The 14,234-nt window shown below is 71.9% G+C and carries 17 protein-coding genes and 1 pseudogene; 12 read left to right on the top strand and 6 right to left on the bottom strand.

Features of this window, described 5'->3' with window-relative positions:
* The first annotated feature begins 151 nt into the window (after positions 1 to 151).
* The 7 genes from L2C96_RS27480 to L2C96_RS27450 all read left to right on the top strand — a co-directional run bounded on the left by L2C96_RS27480 (position 152) and on the right by L2C96_RS27450 (position 6,363).
* Positions 152 to 931, top strand: coding sequence for an ABC transporter ATP-binding protein (locus L2C96_RS27480; protein WP_027935657.1), 780 nt, complete (start codon positions 152 to 154; stop codon positions 929 to 931).
* A complete protein-coding gene (locus tag L2C96_RS27475) occupies positions 924 to 1,631 on the top strand; it encodes an ABC transporter ATP-binding protein (protein WP_237338304.1) in 708 nt (235 codons plus the stop codon). Before L2C96_RS27480 ends, L2C96_RS27475 begins: the two co-directional genes overlap by 8 nt.
* Positions 1,631 to 2,509: a branched-chain amino acid ABC transporter permease gene (locus L2C96_RS27470; RefSeq protein ID WP_237338303.1), complete on the top strand. Its 879-nt coding sequence runs from the start codon at positions 1,631 to 1,633 to the stop codon at positions 2,507 to 2,509. Before L2C96_RS27475 ends, L2C96_RS27470 begins: the two co-directional genes overlap by 1 nt.
* Positions 2,510 to 2,511: 2 nt before the next feature.
* Positions 2,512 to 3,564, top strand: a complete 1,053-nt coding sequence (locus tag L2C96_RS27465; protein ID WP_237338302.1) for a branched-chain amino acid ABC transporter permease — start codon at positions 2,512 to 2,514, stop codon at positions 3,562 to 3,564.
* A 10-nt stretch (positions 3,565 to 3,574) separates the two neighbouring features.
* Positions 3,575 to 4,879 carry an ABC transporter substrate-binding protein gene (locus L2C96_RS27460; RefSeq protein ID WP_237338301.1) on the top strand — a complete coding sequence of 435 codons (1,305 nt, stop codon included), beginning with the start codon at positions 3,575 to 3,577 and terminating at the stop codon, positions 4,877 to 4,879.
* Positions 4,880 to 4,955: 76 nt separating this feature from the next.
* Positions 4,956 to 5,549, top strand: a complete 594-nt coding sequence (locus tag L2C96_RS27455; RefSeq protein WP_017981298.1) for a TetR/AcrR family transcriptional regulator — start codon at positions 4,956 to 4,958, stop codon at positions 5,547 to 5,549.
* A 409-nt stretch (positions 5,550 to 5,958) separates the two neighbouring features.
* Positions 5,959 to 6,363, top strand: a complete 405-nt coding sequence (locus tag L2C96_RS27450) for a hypothetical protein (protein ID WP_148085687.1) — start codon at positions 5,959 to 5,961, stop codon at positions 6,361 to 6,363.
* A gap of 74 nt (positions 6,364 to 6,437) precedes the next feature.
* On the opposite strand, the gene L2C96_RS27445 is transcribed toward L2C96_RS27450, so the two are convergent.
* Positions 6,438 to 6,998, bottom strand: coding sequence for a hypothetical protein (locus L2C96_RS27445; RefSeq protein WP_237338300.1), 561 nt, complete (start codon positions 6,996 to 6,998; stop codon positions 6,438 to 6,440).
* Between the two features lie 85 nt (positions 6,999 to 7,083).
* Between L2C96_RS27445 and L2C96_RS27440 the strand changes: the two genes are divergently transcribed.
* Positions 7,084 to 7,506, top strand: a complete 423-nt coding sequence (locus tag L2C96_RS27440; RefSeq protein WP_237338299.1) for a PPOX class F420-dependent oxidoreductase — start codon at positions 7,084 to 7,086, stop codon at positions 7,504 to 7,506.
* A gap of 185 nt (positions 7,507 to 7,691) precedes the next feature.
* Here the strand turns inward: L2C96_RS27440 and L2C96_RS27435 are convergent, their stop codons facing one another.
* Both L2C96_RS27435 and L2C96_RS27430 read right to left on the bottom strand, forming a co-directional pair.
* A complete protein-coding gene (locus tag L2C96_RS27435) occupies positions 7,692 to 8,612 on the bottom strand; it encodes an MBL fold metallo-hydrolase (protein WP_237338298.1) in 921 nt (306 codons plus the stop codon).
* A 92-nt stretch (positions 8,613 to 8,704) separates the two neighbouring features.
* Entirely contained in the window at positions 8,705 to 8,890 is a 186-nt protein-coding gene (locus L2C96_RS27430) for an antitoxin (RefSeq protein ID WP_237338297.1), read from the bottom strand.
* 190 nt (positions 8,891 to 9,080) lie between these two features.
* Between L2C96_RS27430 and L2C96_RS27425 the strand changes: the two are divergent.
* Positions 9,081 to 9,881 (top strand): annotated as a pseudogene (locus L2C96_RS27425) (glycoside hydrolase family 16 protein); the annotation flags it as partial.
* A 100-nt stretch (positions 9,882 to 9,981) separates the two neighbouring features.
* Entirely contained in the window at positions 9,982 to 10,602 is a 621-nt protein-coding gene (locus tag L2C96_RS27420; RefSeq protein ID WP_237338295.1) for an SDR family NAD(P)-dependent oxidoreductase, read from the top strand.
* Positions 10,603 to 10,611: 9 nt separating this feature from the next.
* Here L2C96_RS27420 and L2C96_RS45195 read toward each other — a convergent pair whose 3' ends face one another.
* On the bottom strand, positions 10,612 to 11,223 hold the full coding sequence (locus L2C96_RS45195; RefSeq protein ID WP_020416680.1) for a pentapeptide repeat-containing protein: 612 nt from the start codon (positions 11,221 to 11,223) through the stop codon (positions 10,612 to 10,614).
* A gap of 64 nt (positions 11,224 to 11,287) precedes the next feature.
* Here L2C96_RS45195 and L2C96_RS27410 point away from each other — a divergent pair, with 64 nt between their 5' ends.
* Positions 11,288 to 12,379: an alpha/beta hydrolase family protein gene (locus tag L2C96_RS27410; protein WP_237338294.1), complete on the top strand. Its 1,092-nt coding sequence runs from the start codon at positions 11,288 to 11,290 to the stop codon at positions 12,377 to 12,379.
* Position 12,380: 1 nt separating this feature from the next.
* Here L2C96_RS27410 and L2C96_RS27405 read toward each other — a convergent pair whose 3' ends face one another.
* Positions 12,381 to 12,929: a PH domain-containing protein gene (locus L2C96_RS27405; RefSeq protein ID WP_237338293.1), complete on the bottom strand. Its 549-nt coding sequence runs from the start codon at positions 12,927 to 12,929 to the stop codon at positions 12,381 to 12,383.
* Positions 12,930 to 12,972: 43 nt separating this feature from the next.
* Here L2C96_RS27405 and L2C96_RS27400 point away from each other — a divergent pair, with 43 nt between their 5' ends.
* Complete coding sequence (locus L2C96_RS27400; RefSeq protein ID WP_237338292.1) at positions 12,973 to 13,608, top strand: GNAT family N-acetyltransferase; 636 nt, start codon at positions 12,973 to 12,975, stop codon at positions 13,606 to 13,608.
* A gap of 6 nt (positions 13,609 to 13,614) precedes the next feature.
* Here L2C96_RS27400 and L2C96_RS27395 read toward each other — a convergent pair whose 3' ends face one another.
* Complete coding sequence (locus L2C96_RS27395; protein ID WP_020416683.1) at positions 13,615 to 14,193, bottom strand: TetR/AcrR family transcriptional regulator; 579 nt, start codon at positions 14,191 to 14,193, stop codon at positions 13,615 to 13,617.
* Positions 14,194 to 14,234: the final 41 nt, after the last annotated feature.

Below are 14,234 nucleotides of genomic sequence, written 5' to 3'. Positions count from 1 at the left end.
ACCGCAAAAGTCCAGAACTGGGTTCTGTTCGATCACGCTTGACCAGATTGTCCGAAGGGGCTGTGCAAGACGCCCCAGGCTGTGTACGGTCCCTCCAAACCGAACCTGATTCTGTTTTTGCACACCTGCGAAGAGGCGGTGGTCGCGAGAAATGGCGCAGCAAGCCCCGTTGCTACGAGTGGACGAGCTGAACGTGTCCTTCGGCGGATTGCGGGTCCTCCAGGCGGTCTCGCTCGAAGTGGCCGAAGGGGAGGTGCTCGGCGTCATCGGCCCCAACGGCGCGGGCAAGACGACCCTGTTCAACACGATCTGCGGGTTCGTCCGCCCGGACTCCGGCGCGCTGTCGTTCGACGGCCGCCGCCTCCTGCCCCGCCCGCACCGGCTCACCCGGCTGGGGATCGCCCGCACCCTGCAGGGCCTCGGGTTGTTCCCCAACCTCAGCGCGCTGGACAACGTCGCCGCCGGCGCGACCCACCGCTCGCGCACCGGCCCGGTCGGCGCGCTGCTGGCCTCGCCGTGGGCCGAGCGGCACGAGCTGCGGCTGCGGGACCAGGCGATGGGCATGCTCGAGCAGTTCGGCATCGCCGACGCCGCGCAGCGGCCGTGCGCGAGCCTGCCCTACGGCATCCGCAAACGGGTCGCCCTGGCCCGCGCGCTGATCAGCGAACCGCGCCTGCTGCTGCTCGACGAGCCCGCGGCCGGCCTGTCCGCCACCGAGATCACCGAGCTCGCCGACATCGTGCGCGGGCTGCGGCAGCGCACCACCGTCATGCTCGTCGAGCACCACATGGAGTTCGTGATGAACCTCTGCGACCGGCTCGTCGTCCTGGACTTCGGCGAGGTGATCGCCACCGGCACGCCCGCCCAGGTGCGGGAGGACCCGGCCGTCCAGCGCGCCTACCTCGGCGAGGCGGTGGCGGCCGATGCTTGAGGTCAGCGGCCTCGTCGCCGAGTACGGGCCGGTGCGCGCGCTGCACGACATCGATCTGACGGTCGAGCGCGGCTCGATCACCGCGGTGCTCGGCGCGAACGGCGCGGGCAAGACGACGCTGCTGCGCTCGTTGTCCGGGCTGCTGCGGCCGAAGTCCGGTTCGGTGCGCCTCGGCGGCCGGGACATCACCCGGCACGGCCCGGAGGACCTGGTCCGGCTGGGCGTGGCGCACGTGCCCGAGGGGCGCGGCGTGATCGTCGAGCTGACGGTCGAGGAGAACCTGCGCCTCGGCGGGCTGTGGCGGCGGGACCGGGCGTGGCTGCGCACCGGCCTGGCGCGCATGTTCGAGCTGTTCCCGCCGCTCGAACAGCGACGGCACCAGCGCGCGGAGACCCTGTCGGGCGGTGAGCGGCAGATGCTCGCGATCGGGCGCGCCCTGATGAGCCGTCCCGACCTGCTGCTGCTGGACGAGCCGTCGCTGGGCCTCGCGCCGCGCACCGCCGCGCAGATCGTCGCGACGCTGCGTCGCCTGCGCGCCGAAACCGGCCTGACCCTGCTGCTGGTCGAGCAGAACGCGGGCACGGCGCTGTCGGTGGCCGACCGCGCCGTCGTGCTCAACGTCGGCCGCAAGGTCGCCGACGACGAAGCCGCCCGGCTGGCCGCCGACGACCGGGTCCGCCGGGCCTACCTGGAGATGTGATGGGACGGTTCCTCGACTTGACGCTCGCCGGGCTGACCAGCGGCGCGGTGTACGCCGCGGTCGCGCTGGCCCTGGTGCTGATCTGGCGCTCCACGCGAATCGTGAACTTCGCGCAGGGCGGGATGATGATGATCACCACGTTCCTCGGCTACACCGTGGTCAGCCACGGCGGGTCCTACTGGCTGGCGCTGGCCGTCGCGATCGCCGCCGGGCTGGTGCTCGGCGCCGTCGTGGAGCGGGTGCTGATCCGGCCGGTCGCGCAGCGGCCGCCGCTGGACGCGGTGGTGGTCACGTTCGGCCTGCTGGTCGGGCTGCAGGGCGTCGCCGGGATGGTGTTCGGCGGCACCCCGCAGTCCTACCCGCCCGCGTTCTCCATCGCCGGGTTCCAGGCCGGCGGGCGACAGATCCTGTTCTCGCCCAACGACTTGTGGATCGTCGGCGTGGTGCTCGCCGTGATGGTGGTGCTGGCGGTGGTGTTCCGCCGGACCTCGGCAGGCCTGCGGATGCGCGCGACGGCGTTCGCGCCGGAGGTGGCCCGCCTGCTGGGGGTGCGGGTCGGCCGGATGCTGACGGTCGGCTGGGCGCTGGCCGCGGTGGTCGGCGCGGTCGCCGGGGTGCTGATCGCGCCGAGCACGTTCGTCAGCCCGACGGCGTTCGACGCGGTGCTGGTGTTCGGGTTCACCGCCGCCGTGATCGGCGGACTGGACAGTCCGCCGGGCGCGGTCGTCGGCGGGGTCGCGCTGGGCCTGGTGCTCAGCTTCGTCTCGGGCTACCTGGGCCCGGACATCGTGACGCTGGGCGCGCTGGTCGTGCTCATCGTGGTGCTGATGGTGCGGCCGCACGGGTTGTTCGGCGCGGGAGCGAGGCGGCGGGTATGACGATGACGGAAACGCAGGCGCCCCAGCGGGAGGCGTCCACGGCGCCGCTGTGGCGACGGTCCACTTTGCTGCGTCACGCGTGCTGGGCGGTGCTGGGGCTGCTCGGGTTCTGGCTGCTGTCGATCGCGCTGGACCCGTTCGCGAACCTGCAGCTGGCCCAGATCGCCTACACGGCCATCGCGGTCGCCGGGCTCACCGTGCTGTCCGGCCTCAGTGGACAGATTTCGCTCGGGCACGGCGCGTTCGTCGCGGTCGGCGCCTACACGGCCGCGCTGCTGCTGGAGAACGCCGAGTGGAGCCTCGCGCCGGTGCTGATCGTCGCGACCGCGGGCACCGCGCTGGTCGGCACGCTGGTCGGCGTGGCCGCGGCTCGGCTGCGCGGGCCGTACCTGGCGGGGGCGACGCTCGCGCTGGCCGTCGGGCTGCCCTCGCTGGCCGACTACCACGGCCTGCGCGACCTGCTGGGCGGCGCGAACGGCCTGATCGTCAGCCCGCCGGTGCCGCCGCTGTCGCTCGGGGAGGCCTTCCCGCTGGAGCGGTGGCAGTCCTGGATCTGCGGCATCTGCCTGGTGGTCGTGTTGTTCCTGCTGGCCAACCTCAGCCGCAGCCGCCTCGGCCGCGACATGCGGCTGGTGCGCGAGGACGAGGACGCCGCGGCCCTGTCCGGCGTGCACGTCGCCCGCACCCAGATCCTCGCGTTCTGCGTCAGCGCCGGGTGCGCCGGGCTGGCCGGCGGCCTGTTCGCGATCGTCAACAACCTGGCCGCGCCGGGGGCGTTCACGCTGGCCCTGTCGCTGTCCCTGCTCACCGCCGCCGTGCTGGGCGGGCTCGGCAGCCTCGCCGGCGCGGTGTACGGCGCGGTGATCGTGACGCTGCTGCCGAACTGGTCGACCGACCTCGCGCAGCAGGCCGACCTGCCGCGCGCGGTCTACGCCAACATCCCGCTGGTCCTTTATGGACTGGTGCTGATCCTGGTCATCCTGGCCTTCCCCGGCGGCATCCAGTCCGGGGTGCGCCGGATCGGCCGCCTGCTCCGCCGTAACCGGAAGAACTGAAGGAGACGAGATGGTCCTGTCCAGACGCCCGCGCGCGGCGGTCGCGATCGCCGCGACGCTCGCGCTCACGTTGACCGCGTGCGGCGGTGGAGGTTCGGGTAGCGGCAGCACGCCCGGCGTGACCGACACCGAAGTGCTGATCGGCAGCACCCTGCCGCTGACCGGCAACGCGGCGCCCGGCTACAGCGAGCAGGGGCCCGCGGCGAAGGCGATGTTCGACTACATCAACGCCGGCGGCGGCATCCACGGCCGCAAGATCAACCTGAAGTACGTCGACGACGCCTACAACCCGGCGAACACGGTCACCCTGACCAAGCAGCTGGTGCTGGAGGACAAGGTGTTCGCGATGGTCGGCGCGCTCGGCACGCCGACGCACACCAAGGTCGTGGACTTCCTTAACAGCTCGCGCGTGCCGGACCTGTTCGTCGCGTCCGGCTGCACCTGCTGGGACCAGCCGGACAAGAACCCCTACACCTACGGCTGGCAGCCCGACTACACCGTCGAGGGCAAGATCCTCGGCGACTACGTCGCGAAGAACTTCGCCGGCAAGAAGGTCGCCTACTTCTACCAGGACGACGACTTCGGCGCCGACGGCATGAAGGGGCTGGACAAGTTCATCGACCAGAGCCTGGTCGTGTCGCGGCAGCCCTACCAGCCGGGCAACACCGACGTCGCGGCCCAGGTGTCGGCGATCGCGCGCAGCGGTGCGGAGGTGGTGGTGCTGGAGACGATCCCGGCCTACACCGCGTTGTTCAAGCTGACCGCGCTGAAGCTGGGCTACAACCCGCAACTGGTCGCCTCGAGCGTGGGCGCGGACCCGGTGACGGTGGCCGGGCTGCTGGAGAACTTCGCCAAGCAGAGCGGCGCGTCGGTCAAGGGCAGCGACCTGGTCGAGGGGCTGGTAAGCAGCGCCTACCTGCCGGCGAGCGGCAACGCGCAGAACTCGTGGATCCAGCTGTTCAAGAAGGTGCACGACACCTACATCCCGAACCTGCCGTTCGACGGCAACGTCATCTACGCGATGTCGTACGCGTACACGTTCGCGCAGGTGCTGCAGGCCGCGGGCAAGGACCTGACGCGGCAGGGGCTGATCGACGCGCTGAACAAGGGCGGGTTCACCGGGCCCGGGCTGGTGCCGTTCCGGTACGGGCCGGACTCGCACGCCGGCTACACCGGCGGGCAGATCTCGACCATCCGCGGCGGGCAGCAGGTGCTGTCCGGCACGCCGCTGACCACCGACGACGGTGACGGACCGGTGGTGCCGTACACGCAGCCGCAACCGGCGGCGCCGGCCAACGGCGTGCCGGCGGCGTGAGGTGGGCGCCGCGTCCCGGCGGGGCTCACGTCACGCCGGGACCGGCGCGAGCCGTGCGGTCCGGCACAATCGGGGTATGACCGAGGCCACCACCGGGAGCACGCGGGCGCAGATCACGCGCGCCGCCCTGCTCGACGCAGCCCGCGAGGTGTTCGTCGCCTCCGGTTACGAGGACGCCAAGCTCGTCGACATCGCCGACCGGGCGGGTGCCAGCATCGGCAGCCTCTACCACCACTTCACCGCGAAGTCGGACCTGTGGATCACGCTGTACGACGAGTACACACGGCGGCAGCAGCACCGGTCGGCGCGCGCGTTCCGGACCGCGCTGGCCGCGGGGGAGGAGGACGCGCTGCGGCTGTTCATCGCCGGCACCCGCGCGTACCTCGAGGGGTGCTGGGAGGAGCGGCAGCTGGCGCGGATCTTCCTGTCCGGCAGCGGGCCCGCCGGGTTCGGGCTGCTGACGCGGCAGCGGTTCCGCGAGTGGCTGCACGCGAACTCGACGCTGGTGAACGGCCACACGCGGCCGCTGTCGGACATGCTGGTGCTGTGCCTGACGGCGATGGCCACGGAGGCGGGGCGCGAGGTGGCGGCCGCGTCGTCGAAGGCGAAGGCGCGCCGGATGATCGACGAGGTCCTCGAACTGATGGGACGCCTGTACCCGGCCTCGTAGCGATGGTGCCGAGGCAGCAGGCTGTCGCCGAGTGTGCGCAGGTTGCCCCGGGCTGACCTGCAGCCTGCCCTGGCCGGTGATGGTGCCGAGGGCAGCAGGCCGAACACAGAGCACTTGCTCGCAGCGCAGATAGCCCAGGCTCGCCACACCTGCCGCGGATAGCCCAGGCTCGCCGCCCCTGCCGCGGATAGCCCAGGCTCGCCGCCCCTGCCGCAGATAGCCCAGGCTTGCCCACACCTGCCGCGGATAGCCCAGGCTTGCCCACACCTGCCCCAGTCCCGATGCCCCAGTCCCGACCCCTTTGCGGCTCGCCCCTAGATTCCGCCAGCAATTGTTGAACGATCCTCTTGTCGTCTCGATCAACGTCGCGCTAGGCTGCGCCATTGCTTCCGGCAGGAGAGGAAATCCGATGAAGTCCCACAGGGGAATTCGCGCCGCGGTGGCTCTGTCGTCCGGTGTACTTGCGGTACTGGCCTTCCAGGGCACGGCTTCGGCGGCCCCGGTGCCGCCCGGCGACGGCTGGGACCACGTCTGGTCCGGCGCGTCCGGCGATTTCAAGGTGTACGTGGAGGAACACGGCGACCTGATCTCCGCCTGCGACACGAAGGCGGACGGCAAAACCCCGACGGTGTGGGTCGGCCCCGGCACCGGGGAGACGACGCGGTACTCGTTCCGGGTGACCGGCGGGAGCGGCAGCTGCGTCTCGAAGAGCGCTTCGCTCGGCGGTGTCTACAACCTGCCCGAGGGGCAGAAGTTCACCGTCACGGCGTGCAGCTACGGCTGCGGCGCCTGGCCGTTCGTGAACGACCACTGACGCCCCGCCAGCGCGCGTCGGCCCTCACGCGGGGTGCTCATGACGCCGATCGCAGGCCAGACCTGCCAAGGGCGTCAGCGGAGCAGGTCCGGCCGGACTCTGGCGATCTCCTGGGTCAGCTGCCGGACCGTGGCGAAGTTCGGCAGTCTCAGTTGCACGTCCGGACCGGCGTCCGGCAGGGGTTTCACCAGCGCGCTGTGGCGGGTCGCGAAACGGCCGTCCGCGGGGGTGAACACGAGGGCCGGCAGCACGGGCTTCGAGTTCGGGTCGCCCTTGACCGGCGGGCGCGGTTCCCGTCCGCGCACGGCACGCAACTCCTCCCACGCGATCAGGTCGGATTTGCGACCGGCTCCCCACCACAGTCCACGCTGATCGACGACGAAGCGGTGCATGCGGGGGACGGAGCCGATCATGATCATCAGGCCGCCCAGCGCGAGCGCGCCGAAGAGGAACGACGCGGCGGTCGGAGTGAGGTTCTTCGACTTCGACGAACCTGAGGCATGCCCGATGTCCGGGAAGAGGGCGACCAACCCGAAGACGACGAACATGGCCAGCCCCCCGATGAACACCCATCGGCCGGACCGGTACTCGACGACGGGCGTCTCGGGATCGGGGGACCACGTCTGTTCGGGCACGGACGGCAGCGTAGCCGAAGGCGGCTCCAGCAGGAGCGGGCGCGCGATTGACCCTCACATCAGTGTGAGGGTGCATGATCGGAGCATGACCTTCGATCCGCACGACCTGCTCGCCGACGCCAGGATCGCCGTACTGGCCACGATCAAGTCCAACGGCCTGCCGCAGCTGTCGCCCGTCACGCCGTACTACGACCGCGACGCCGGGGTGATCTACGTGTCCATGACGGAGGGCCGGGCGAAGACCCGCAACCTCCGCCGCGATCCGCGCGCCGCGCTGGAGGTCACCAGCTCCGACGGCTGGGCGTGGGCGACCGCGGAGGGCCCGGTCACCCTCACCGGTCCCGGCGCCGACCCGCACGGCCCCGAGGTCGAGGCGCTGGTCGACTACTACCGCAAGGCCGCGGGCGAGCACCCGGACTGGGCCGAGTACCGCGAGGTCATGGTGTCCGACCGCCGGGTGCTCATGACGCTGAAGGTCGAGCGCGTCTACGGCGAGAAGATCCGCTGACCGCACCGGCTCGAACGCGGAACTCGCGCCCGCGAGGGCGCGACTCGCGGCCGTGAGGCTCGCGCCGCGAGCGTCGGACTCGCACCCGCGGGACTCGCGGGCGTGTGCGCGGAACTCGCGCCCACGAGCGCAGGCCTCGCGCCCGCGACTGCGGAACTCGCGCCCGCGGGCGTGAGGCCCGCGGGTCAGATGTCGAGGCGGATCAGGCCCGTCTCGGTCATCCGCTCGCCGTGGGCGGCGGCGCTGGTGAGCAGGTCCTTGACCCCGGCCGGGAAGTCCAGCTCGGTCCCGTGCGCCTGCGCGTACGCGATCCGCGCGTTGACGCCGTGCCGCTCGCCGGCGCCCCACTCCGGCCAGCGCGCCCTGGCGGCCTCCTCGATCGCCGCGTAGTCCGCCGACGCGGCGACGGCCTCCCGCAGCCACTCGAAGTACTCGCGCACGTCCGCCACCGGGTTCTCGGCCGCCGCGGTCACCGGGCCGTGCCCGGGCACGTACGTGGCCGCGCCGAACGTTTCCAGCCAGGTCAGCGCTTCCAGCCACCCGGCGATGGACCCGGAGATCGCCAGCGGCGTGACCCCGAGGAACAGCAGGTCGCCGGTGAACAGCGTGCCCGACTCCTCGTGCCACACCACCAGATCGCCGTGCGTGTGCGCGGGCCCGGGCACCGGCACGACCGCCACCGACGTGCCGCCGAGGTCGAGGGTCCGCGGCTCGGTGACGGGGGAGATGTCCGCGGGCGGGTCGATGGCGCCCCAGTCGCAGCTGAAAAGCATGTCGTAGGTGTGCGGGCCGGACAGCACCTCGCCCGCGGCGGGCGGAGTGGCCAGCACCGTCGCGCCTGCCGCGGCCAGGCGGCCGGCTCCGTGGGCGTGGTCGCCGTGCGCGTGGGTCAGCGCGACCGTGCGGGGCGTGCCGGGCGCGAGGTAGGCGTCGATCGCGGTCTCCAGCCGCCGGTTCAGCGGCTCGGTCGCGAACGTGTCGACCTGCAAGGCCGCGTCACGGCCCACGACGAGCCCCGCGTTGCTGACGAACCAGCCGCCCGGCGGCTGGTGGAAGGCGATGACGCCGGGGCGCAGGGCCACCGGGTTCAGGTCGGGTCTGGACACGCGGCCCAGCATCCTCCTCGGCGTGCGATGAGGGGAAGAGCCCTTCGGGACGAAGACCTCGCCCCGAAGGACTCATTCCACTGTGGACTTCCTCACTGCGGCGGCGGCTGCTCCTGCTGCCCGCGCGCGAAGTCCTTGGCCTTCTGCGACGCCTGGTCGATCTTGTCGGCGTGCTCGCCGAACCGGCCCTTGGCGGCCTCGGCGGCCTTGTCGATCCCTTGGTCCGTCTTGTCCGGGTTCTTGCCCAGAGCGTCCTTGGCCTTGTCGAACATGTTCATGGCTCACCTCCTAGGCGCCCCGGCTACCCGGCCCGGAACTGCGGAAACGCTGGATCCCCCGCACGCGGGTCACTCACGCGAGGGGATCCGGGTGGAAAGTTCCCACCCGGACGCCTTGTCGGAATGGTCTAGTCCACGCTACTTTGTTCTTCCCCACAACAAACGGCCGGAAGGCGTGATGTCGATGAAGATGTCGAGCTGGTTCCGTTTCCTCCTCCCCGCACTGGTCGCCGCCGCCACCCTCACCGCGCCGCAGGCGCAGGCGGCCACGGTGACGTTCAACGACGACTTCAACGGCCCCGCGGGCAGCGCGGTCGACCCGGCGAAGTGGCAGCTGGAGACCGGGGACAACGTCAACAACCACGAGCGGCAGTACTACACGGCCGGCGCCGCCAACGCGGCGCTCGACGGCCAGGGCAACCTCGTGATCACCGCCCGCCGCGAGAACCCCGGCGGCTACAACTGCTGGTACGGACCGTGCGAGTACACCTCGGCGCGGCTGAACACCGCGGGCCGGTTCACCCAGACCTACGGGCACTTCGAGGCCCGCATGAAGCTGCCGCGCGGGCAGGGCATGTGGCCGGCGTTCTGGGCGCTGGGCAACGACATCGGCACCAACGGCTGGCCGAACTGCGGCGAGATCGACTTCATGGAGAACGTCGGGTTCGAGCCGAACACCGTGCACGGCACCATCCACGGCCCCGGCTACTCGGGCGCGGAGGGCATCGGCGCCGCCTACTCCGGCCCGAACTTCTCCGACGGCTTCCACACCTTCGCCGTCGACTGGGCGCCGAACCAGATCCGCTGGTACGTCGACGGCGTGCTCTACCAGACCAGGACGCCCGCCGACCTCGGCGGCGACCGGTGGGTGTTCGACCACCCGTTCTTCCTGATCCTCAACCTCGCCGTGGGCGGCTACTGGCCCGGCGACCCGGACGGCAGCACCAAGTTCCCGCAGCAGCTCGTCGTCGACTACGTGCGCGTGACGAACTGACCGCACGGCCCGGACCGGCTCGCGACCGCGTCAGGTCGTGAGCCGTTCCCGGCGCAGCTTGACCTTGTCACCGTGTCAGGCTTCTACCGTCGCCCGCATGAGTGGAGTGGTGATCATCGGGGCGGGCCCGGGCATCGGGCAGGCGGTGGCGCGGCGGTTCGCGCGCGAGGGCCTGCCGATCGCGCTCGTGGCGCGCACGGAACGGACCATGCCCGGGGCGCGGAGCTTCGTCGCCGACAGCGCGGACGAGGACGCGCTGCGGGCCGCACTGGACGCGGCGGCCGCCGAGTTCGGCACGCCGGACGTGCTCGTCTACAACGCGGCGGTAATCCAGCCGGACGCGCCGGGCGAACTCCCGGCGCGGGCGCAGCTGGACGCGTGGGCGGTGAACGTCGTCGGCGCGCTGACCGCCGCGGCGCACGTCGCTCCGGCGATGGCCGAACGAGGCAGCGGCACGATCCTCGTCACCGGCGGGATGCCGGAACCCAAGCCGGAGTACGTGAGCCTGTCCCTGGGCAAGGCCGGCGTTCGCACGCTCGTCGCCCTGCTCGACGCGCGGTACGGGCCGGCCGGGGTGCACGTCGCGTCGGTGACCGTCGCCGGGCCGGTCGCGCCCGGCACCGCGTTCGACCCGGACGACATCGCCGAGCACTACTGGAACCTGCACACGCAGGAGCGGCCGTGGTCGATCGAGGTCGTCCACGACGGCTGTGGGTGAGCGCGGAGGTCAGCGGATCCGCACGCCGAGCGCGCCGGCCAGCACGAGGGCCTGCTCGGGGTCGATCGTCGCGCCGGCGAGCTTGGTCTCCAGCGGGTTCAGCCCGGTGATCTCGCTGCCCCGCAGGTCGCAACCGGACAGATCGGCGGCGTGCAGCCAGGCGCCGGACAGGTCGCACCGGTGCACCGTGCCGCCGATCCGGGCGCCGGTCAGGTCGGCCTCGCGCAGGCGCACACCGCTGAACGACGCGCGCCGCAGGTCGGCGCCGGGCAGGCCGGTGAACGACCAGTCGCCGCCCTCGGCGGTCAGCAGGTCGAACGTGCAGCGGTCGAACATCGAGCCGGTGGTCTTGCAGTCGGTGAAGGTGGCGTCGAAGAACGAGCAGCCGGTGAACGTGCAGTTCAGGAACGCGGCGCCGGTGTGCCGGGAGGCGTTGAACCGGCTGTCCCGGAAGGTGCACTCCGTGAAGACCGCGCCCTCGGTGACCGCCTCGCTCAGGTCGGCCCGGACGAACGCGACGCGCTCGTGCCGTTCGCCGCTGAGGTGCGCGCCTTCCCAGTCCTGACCGGTGACCGTCGAGCCGGTCGCGGGAGCCGGGGTGCCGTGCCTGCGTTCCGCCACCGTGTGAACCTACCCGGGTTTTTCCCGGATGCCGTGCCACGCGCGGCCGAGCAGCATGATCGGCATGATCCGGAGAACCTTCGTGCTCGCCGTGGCGGTGCTGCTCGCGTCGGTGGTGCCCGCGTCCGCGGCGACGGACCTCGTGCTGCCGCGGCCCACCGGCCCGTACCGGGTGGGGCAGACCGAGTTGCACCTCGTGGACGCGTCGCGGACCGATCCGTGGCGCGGCGGGCCGCGGGAGCTGATGGTCAGCCTGCACTACCCGGCGTTGCCCGGCCCGGGGCGCGCGGCGCCGTACATGCTGCCCGGCGCCGCCGCGCACTTCGACGCCGTCACCGCGAACGGTCTGCTGGGACTGGGCGTGCCGTCGGCGGACTGGGCGGGCGTGCGGACCAACGCGCGGCGCGACGCCGTGCCGCTGCCCGGGCGGCGGCCGGTGGTCGTGTACTCACCGGGGCTGGGGGAGCCGCGCACGTGGGGCACCGCGACGGCCGAGGACCTGGCGAGCCGCGGGTACGTCGTGATCAGCATCGACCACACGTGGGAGTCGCCGGAGGTGGAGTTCCCGGACGGCTCGGTGCGGACCATGGTCGACCCCGGTGATCCGGACGCGTTCCTGCGCAAGGCGCTCGACGTGCGGGTCGCGGACACGCGGTTCGTGCTGGACGCGCTGGCCGGGCGGCTGGACGTGAGCCGGGTCGGCATGATCGGGCACTCGATGGGCGGGGCGGCCGCGGCGCTGACGATGGCCGCCGACCCGCGCGTGGTGGCCGGGGTGAACCTGGACGGGAACCTGACGTGGTTCGACGGGAGCCTGATGCCGCCGGCCGCGGAGGGGCTGAGGGGGCCGTTCCTGCTGGTCGGCAAGGACGGCGAGACCGACACGGGCCCCGGCTGGAAAGCCTTCCGCGCGGCGACGCACGGCTGGACGGCGCAGCTGCGGTTGCTCGGCTCGGAACACGCGACGTTCACCGATGCCGCGGCGTTGGTGCCGCAGCTGGGCGTCCCGCTGGGCACCCTCGACCCGGCGACCGCGGTGCGCACGCAGCGCGCGTACGTGGCGTCGTTCTTCGACCGGTGGCTGCGCGACCGGAACGACCACCTGCTGGACGGCCCGTCGCCGCGCTACCCGGAGATGGTCTTCGTGGGGGAGTGATCTACTTGACGAGCCAGGCGATCCCCGCGACGGCGAACATGCCCGCGTAGGCCCCGGCCAGGATGGCGAGGTTGCCTGCCCAGACCCGCTTCGTCACCACCTCGGCCGAGGTTTGGTCCAGTGCGCGCTGTCGTGCCGCCTCGATGCGTTCCTGCATCGCGCGTTGCGTGCGGTTGTGGCGGATGGTGGAGGCGAGCGATTCCGCGCCGGTCCCCGGTGCCACGACTTTGCCGTCGGACAACACGATTCGCAGAGCTGGTTGAGCTTCCAGCCTGGTCACCGCTGCCCACGGGATCGAGTACCGGGTGAAGAAGTTGTGGACGACAAGACCGCTCTGCTTGACCTCGACCCTGACCTGCAGGTACCTGATCGGCCCCCAGAACCCCCAACCGGTGGCGATTATGAGTTCGGCGACGTTGCCGAAGGGATCGCCGCGGAAGACGCCGTCGGTCACCACCCAGACGAACAGGACTGCGACAGCGAGTGCGGCGACGCCGATGTACCACTGCTCGCCGCCTCGCCGCAGCACCGTGATGGTCTCGCCGCGCATTCGTCTCACCTCGGGTAGTCCTGACCTCTGCCAGGATGGGCCGATGCTGGCCGATCACTTCCCTCTGCTCGCGCTGCGGGTGCGGACCCCGCGGCTCGAACTGCGCCTGCCTGCGCCGGAGGAGCTCGCCGCGCTGGCTGAGCTCGCCTCGGAGGGGGTGCACGAGCCGGGCAGCATGCCGTTCCTCGTTCCGTGGACCGACCAGGAACCGGCGCTCGTGGCGCGGTCGCTCGTGCAGTTCCACTGGCTCCGGCTGGGCCGGTGGAGCCCGGACGACTGGGGCCTCGACCTCGTCGTCTTCCGGGACGGCGAGGTGGTCGGCCAGCAGAGCGTCAGCGCGAAGCGGTTCGCCATCACCCGCGAGGTCCACACCGGCTCGTGGGTGGGCCGCCGGTACCAGGGCCAGGGCATCGGCACGGAGATGCGCCGCGCGGTGCTGCACCTCGCCTTCGCGGGCCTCGGCGCGGAGGAGGCCGCGTCCGGCGCGTTCGAGGACAACGCCGCCTCCCTCGCGGTCTCCCGCAAGCTCGGTTACCGCCCGGACGGCGTCGCGCGGCACGTGGTTCGCGACGCGCTCGCCGTCGAGCACCGGCTGCGCCTCGGCCGCGACGCGTGGCGCGACGACATCCCGGTGACGATCGAGAACCTGCCGCCCTGCCTGCCGCTCTTCGGGATCTGACCGGCGTCAGAACACGGCGAGCCGGTCCACCAGCAGTTCCGTCCGCCGCTCGGCGTCCGCCGGCGGCAGCCGTCCCGCCCGGGTCAGCGTCGCCAGCCCGTGCAGGGCCGCCCAGAACACCTCGGTGAACAGCCCCGGGTGCACGCCGTCGCCGGCGACCTCGCCGAGGTTCTCCAGCAGCGCGGCGAAGCCGTCCTTCAGCGGTTCCGGCGTGTCGTCCCGCGCGAACGCCAGGCCACCGTCGAGCTGGAACATCGCGTCGTAGACCGCCGGGTGGCGGGCCGCGAAGTCGAGGTAGGCGCGGGCGATCGCGGTGACCCGAGCCCGCGGCCCGTCCGCCGCGGCGGCCGCGGCCCGCAACGCCGTGGCCAGCTCGGTGGCGCCTTCCAGCGCGACGGCTCCGATGATCTCGCGTTTGCCGCGGAAGTGGCTGTAGAGAACCGGCTGGCTGTATTCGATGCGCTCGGCGAGCCTGCGGGTCGTGACCGCGTCCCAGCCCTGCTGCTCGGCGAGTTCGCGGGCCGTCGCCAAGATCAGGCGTTCCCGGTTCGCCCGCTCGCGCTCCTTGCGTTCCTGTACCGACACAAGTCGATCCTAGCACTGCTAGACAAGCGAGCAATGGTTGC

This window comes from Amycolatopsis tucumanensis, from assembly GCF_021654135.1.
Lineage (GTDB): Bacteria > Actinomycetota > Actinomycetes > Mycobacteriales > Pseudonocardiaceae > Amycolatopsis_E > Amycolatopsis_E tucumanensis.
Note: the sequence above shows the minus strand (reverse complement) of the source record. Positions and strands in the feature narration are given on the sequence as shown.

Coding starts and splice junctions, on each gene's coding strand:
- L2C96_RS27480 (WP_027935657.1), top strand. CDS start 152: ATGGCGCAGCAAGCCCCGTTGCTACGAGTGGACGAGCTGAACGTGTCC.
- L2C96_RS27475 (WP_237338304.1), top strand. CDS start 924: ATGCTTGAGGTCAGCGGCCTCGTCGCCGAGTACGGGCCGGTGCGCGCG.
- L2C96_RS27470 (WP_237338303.1), top strand. CDS start 1,631: ATGGGACGGTTCCTCGACTTGACGCTCGCCGGGCTGACCAGCGGCGCG.
- L2C96_RS27465 (WP_237338302.1), top strand. CDS start 2,512: ATGACGGAAACGCAGGCGCCCCAGCGGGAGGCGTCCACGGCGCCGCTG.
- L2C96_RS27460 (WP_237338301.1), top strand. CDS start 3,575: ATGGTCCTGTCCAGACGCCCGCGCGCGGCGGTCGCGATCGCCGCGACG.
- L2C96_RS27455 (WP_017981298.1), top strand. CDS start 4,956: ATGACCGAGGCCACCACCGGGAGCACGCGGGCGCAGATCACGCGCGCC.
- L2C96_RS27450 (WP_148085687.1), top strand. CDS start 5,959: ATGAAGTCCCACAGGGGAATTCGCGCCGCGGTGGCTCTGTCGTCCGGT.
- L2C96_RS27440 (WP_237338299.1), top strand. CDS start 7,084: ATGACCTTCGATCCGCACGACCTGCTCGCCGACGCCAGGATCGCCGTA.
- L2C96_RS27430 (WP_237338297.1), bottom strand. CDS start 8,890: ATGAACATGTTCGACAAGGCCAAGGACGCTCTGGGCAAGAACCCGGAC.
- L2C96_RS27420 (WP_237338295.1), top strand. CDS start 9,982: ATGAGTGGAGTGGTGATCATCGGGGCGGGCCCGGGCATCGGGCAGGCG.
- L2C96_RS27410 (WP_237338294.1), top strand. CDS start 11,288: ATGATCCGGAGAACCTTCGTGCTCGCCGTGGCGGTGCTGCTCGCGTCG.
- L2C96_RS27405 (WP_237338293.1), bottom strand. CDS start 12,929: ATGCGCGGCGAGACCATCACGGTGCTGCGGCGAGGCGGCGAGCAGTGG.
- L2C96_RS27400 (WP_237338292.1), top strand. CDS start 12,973: ATGCTGGCCGATCACTTCCCTCTGCTCGCGCTGCGGGTGCGGACCCCG.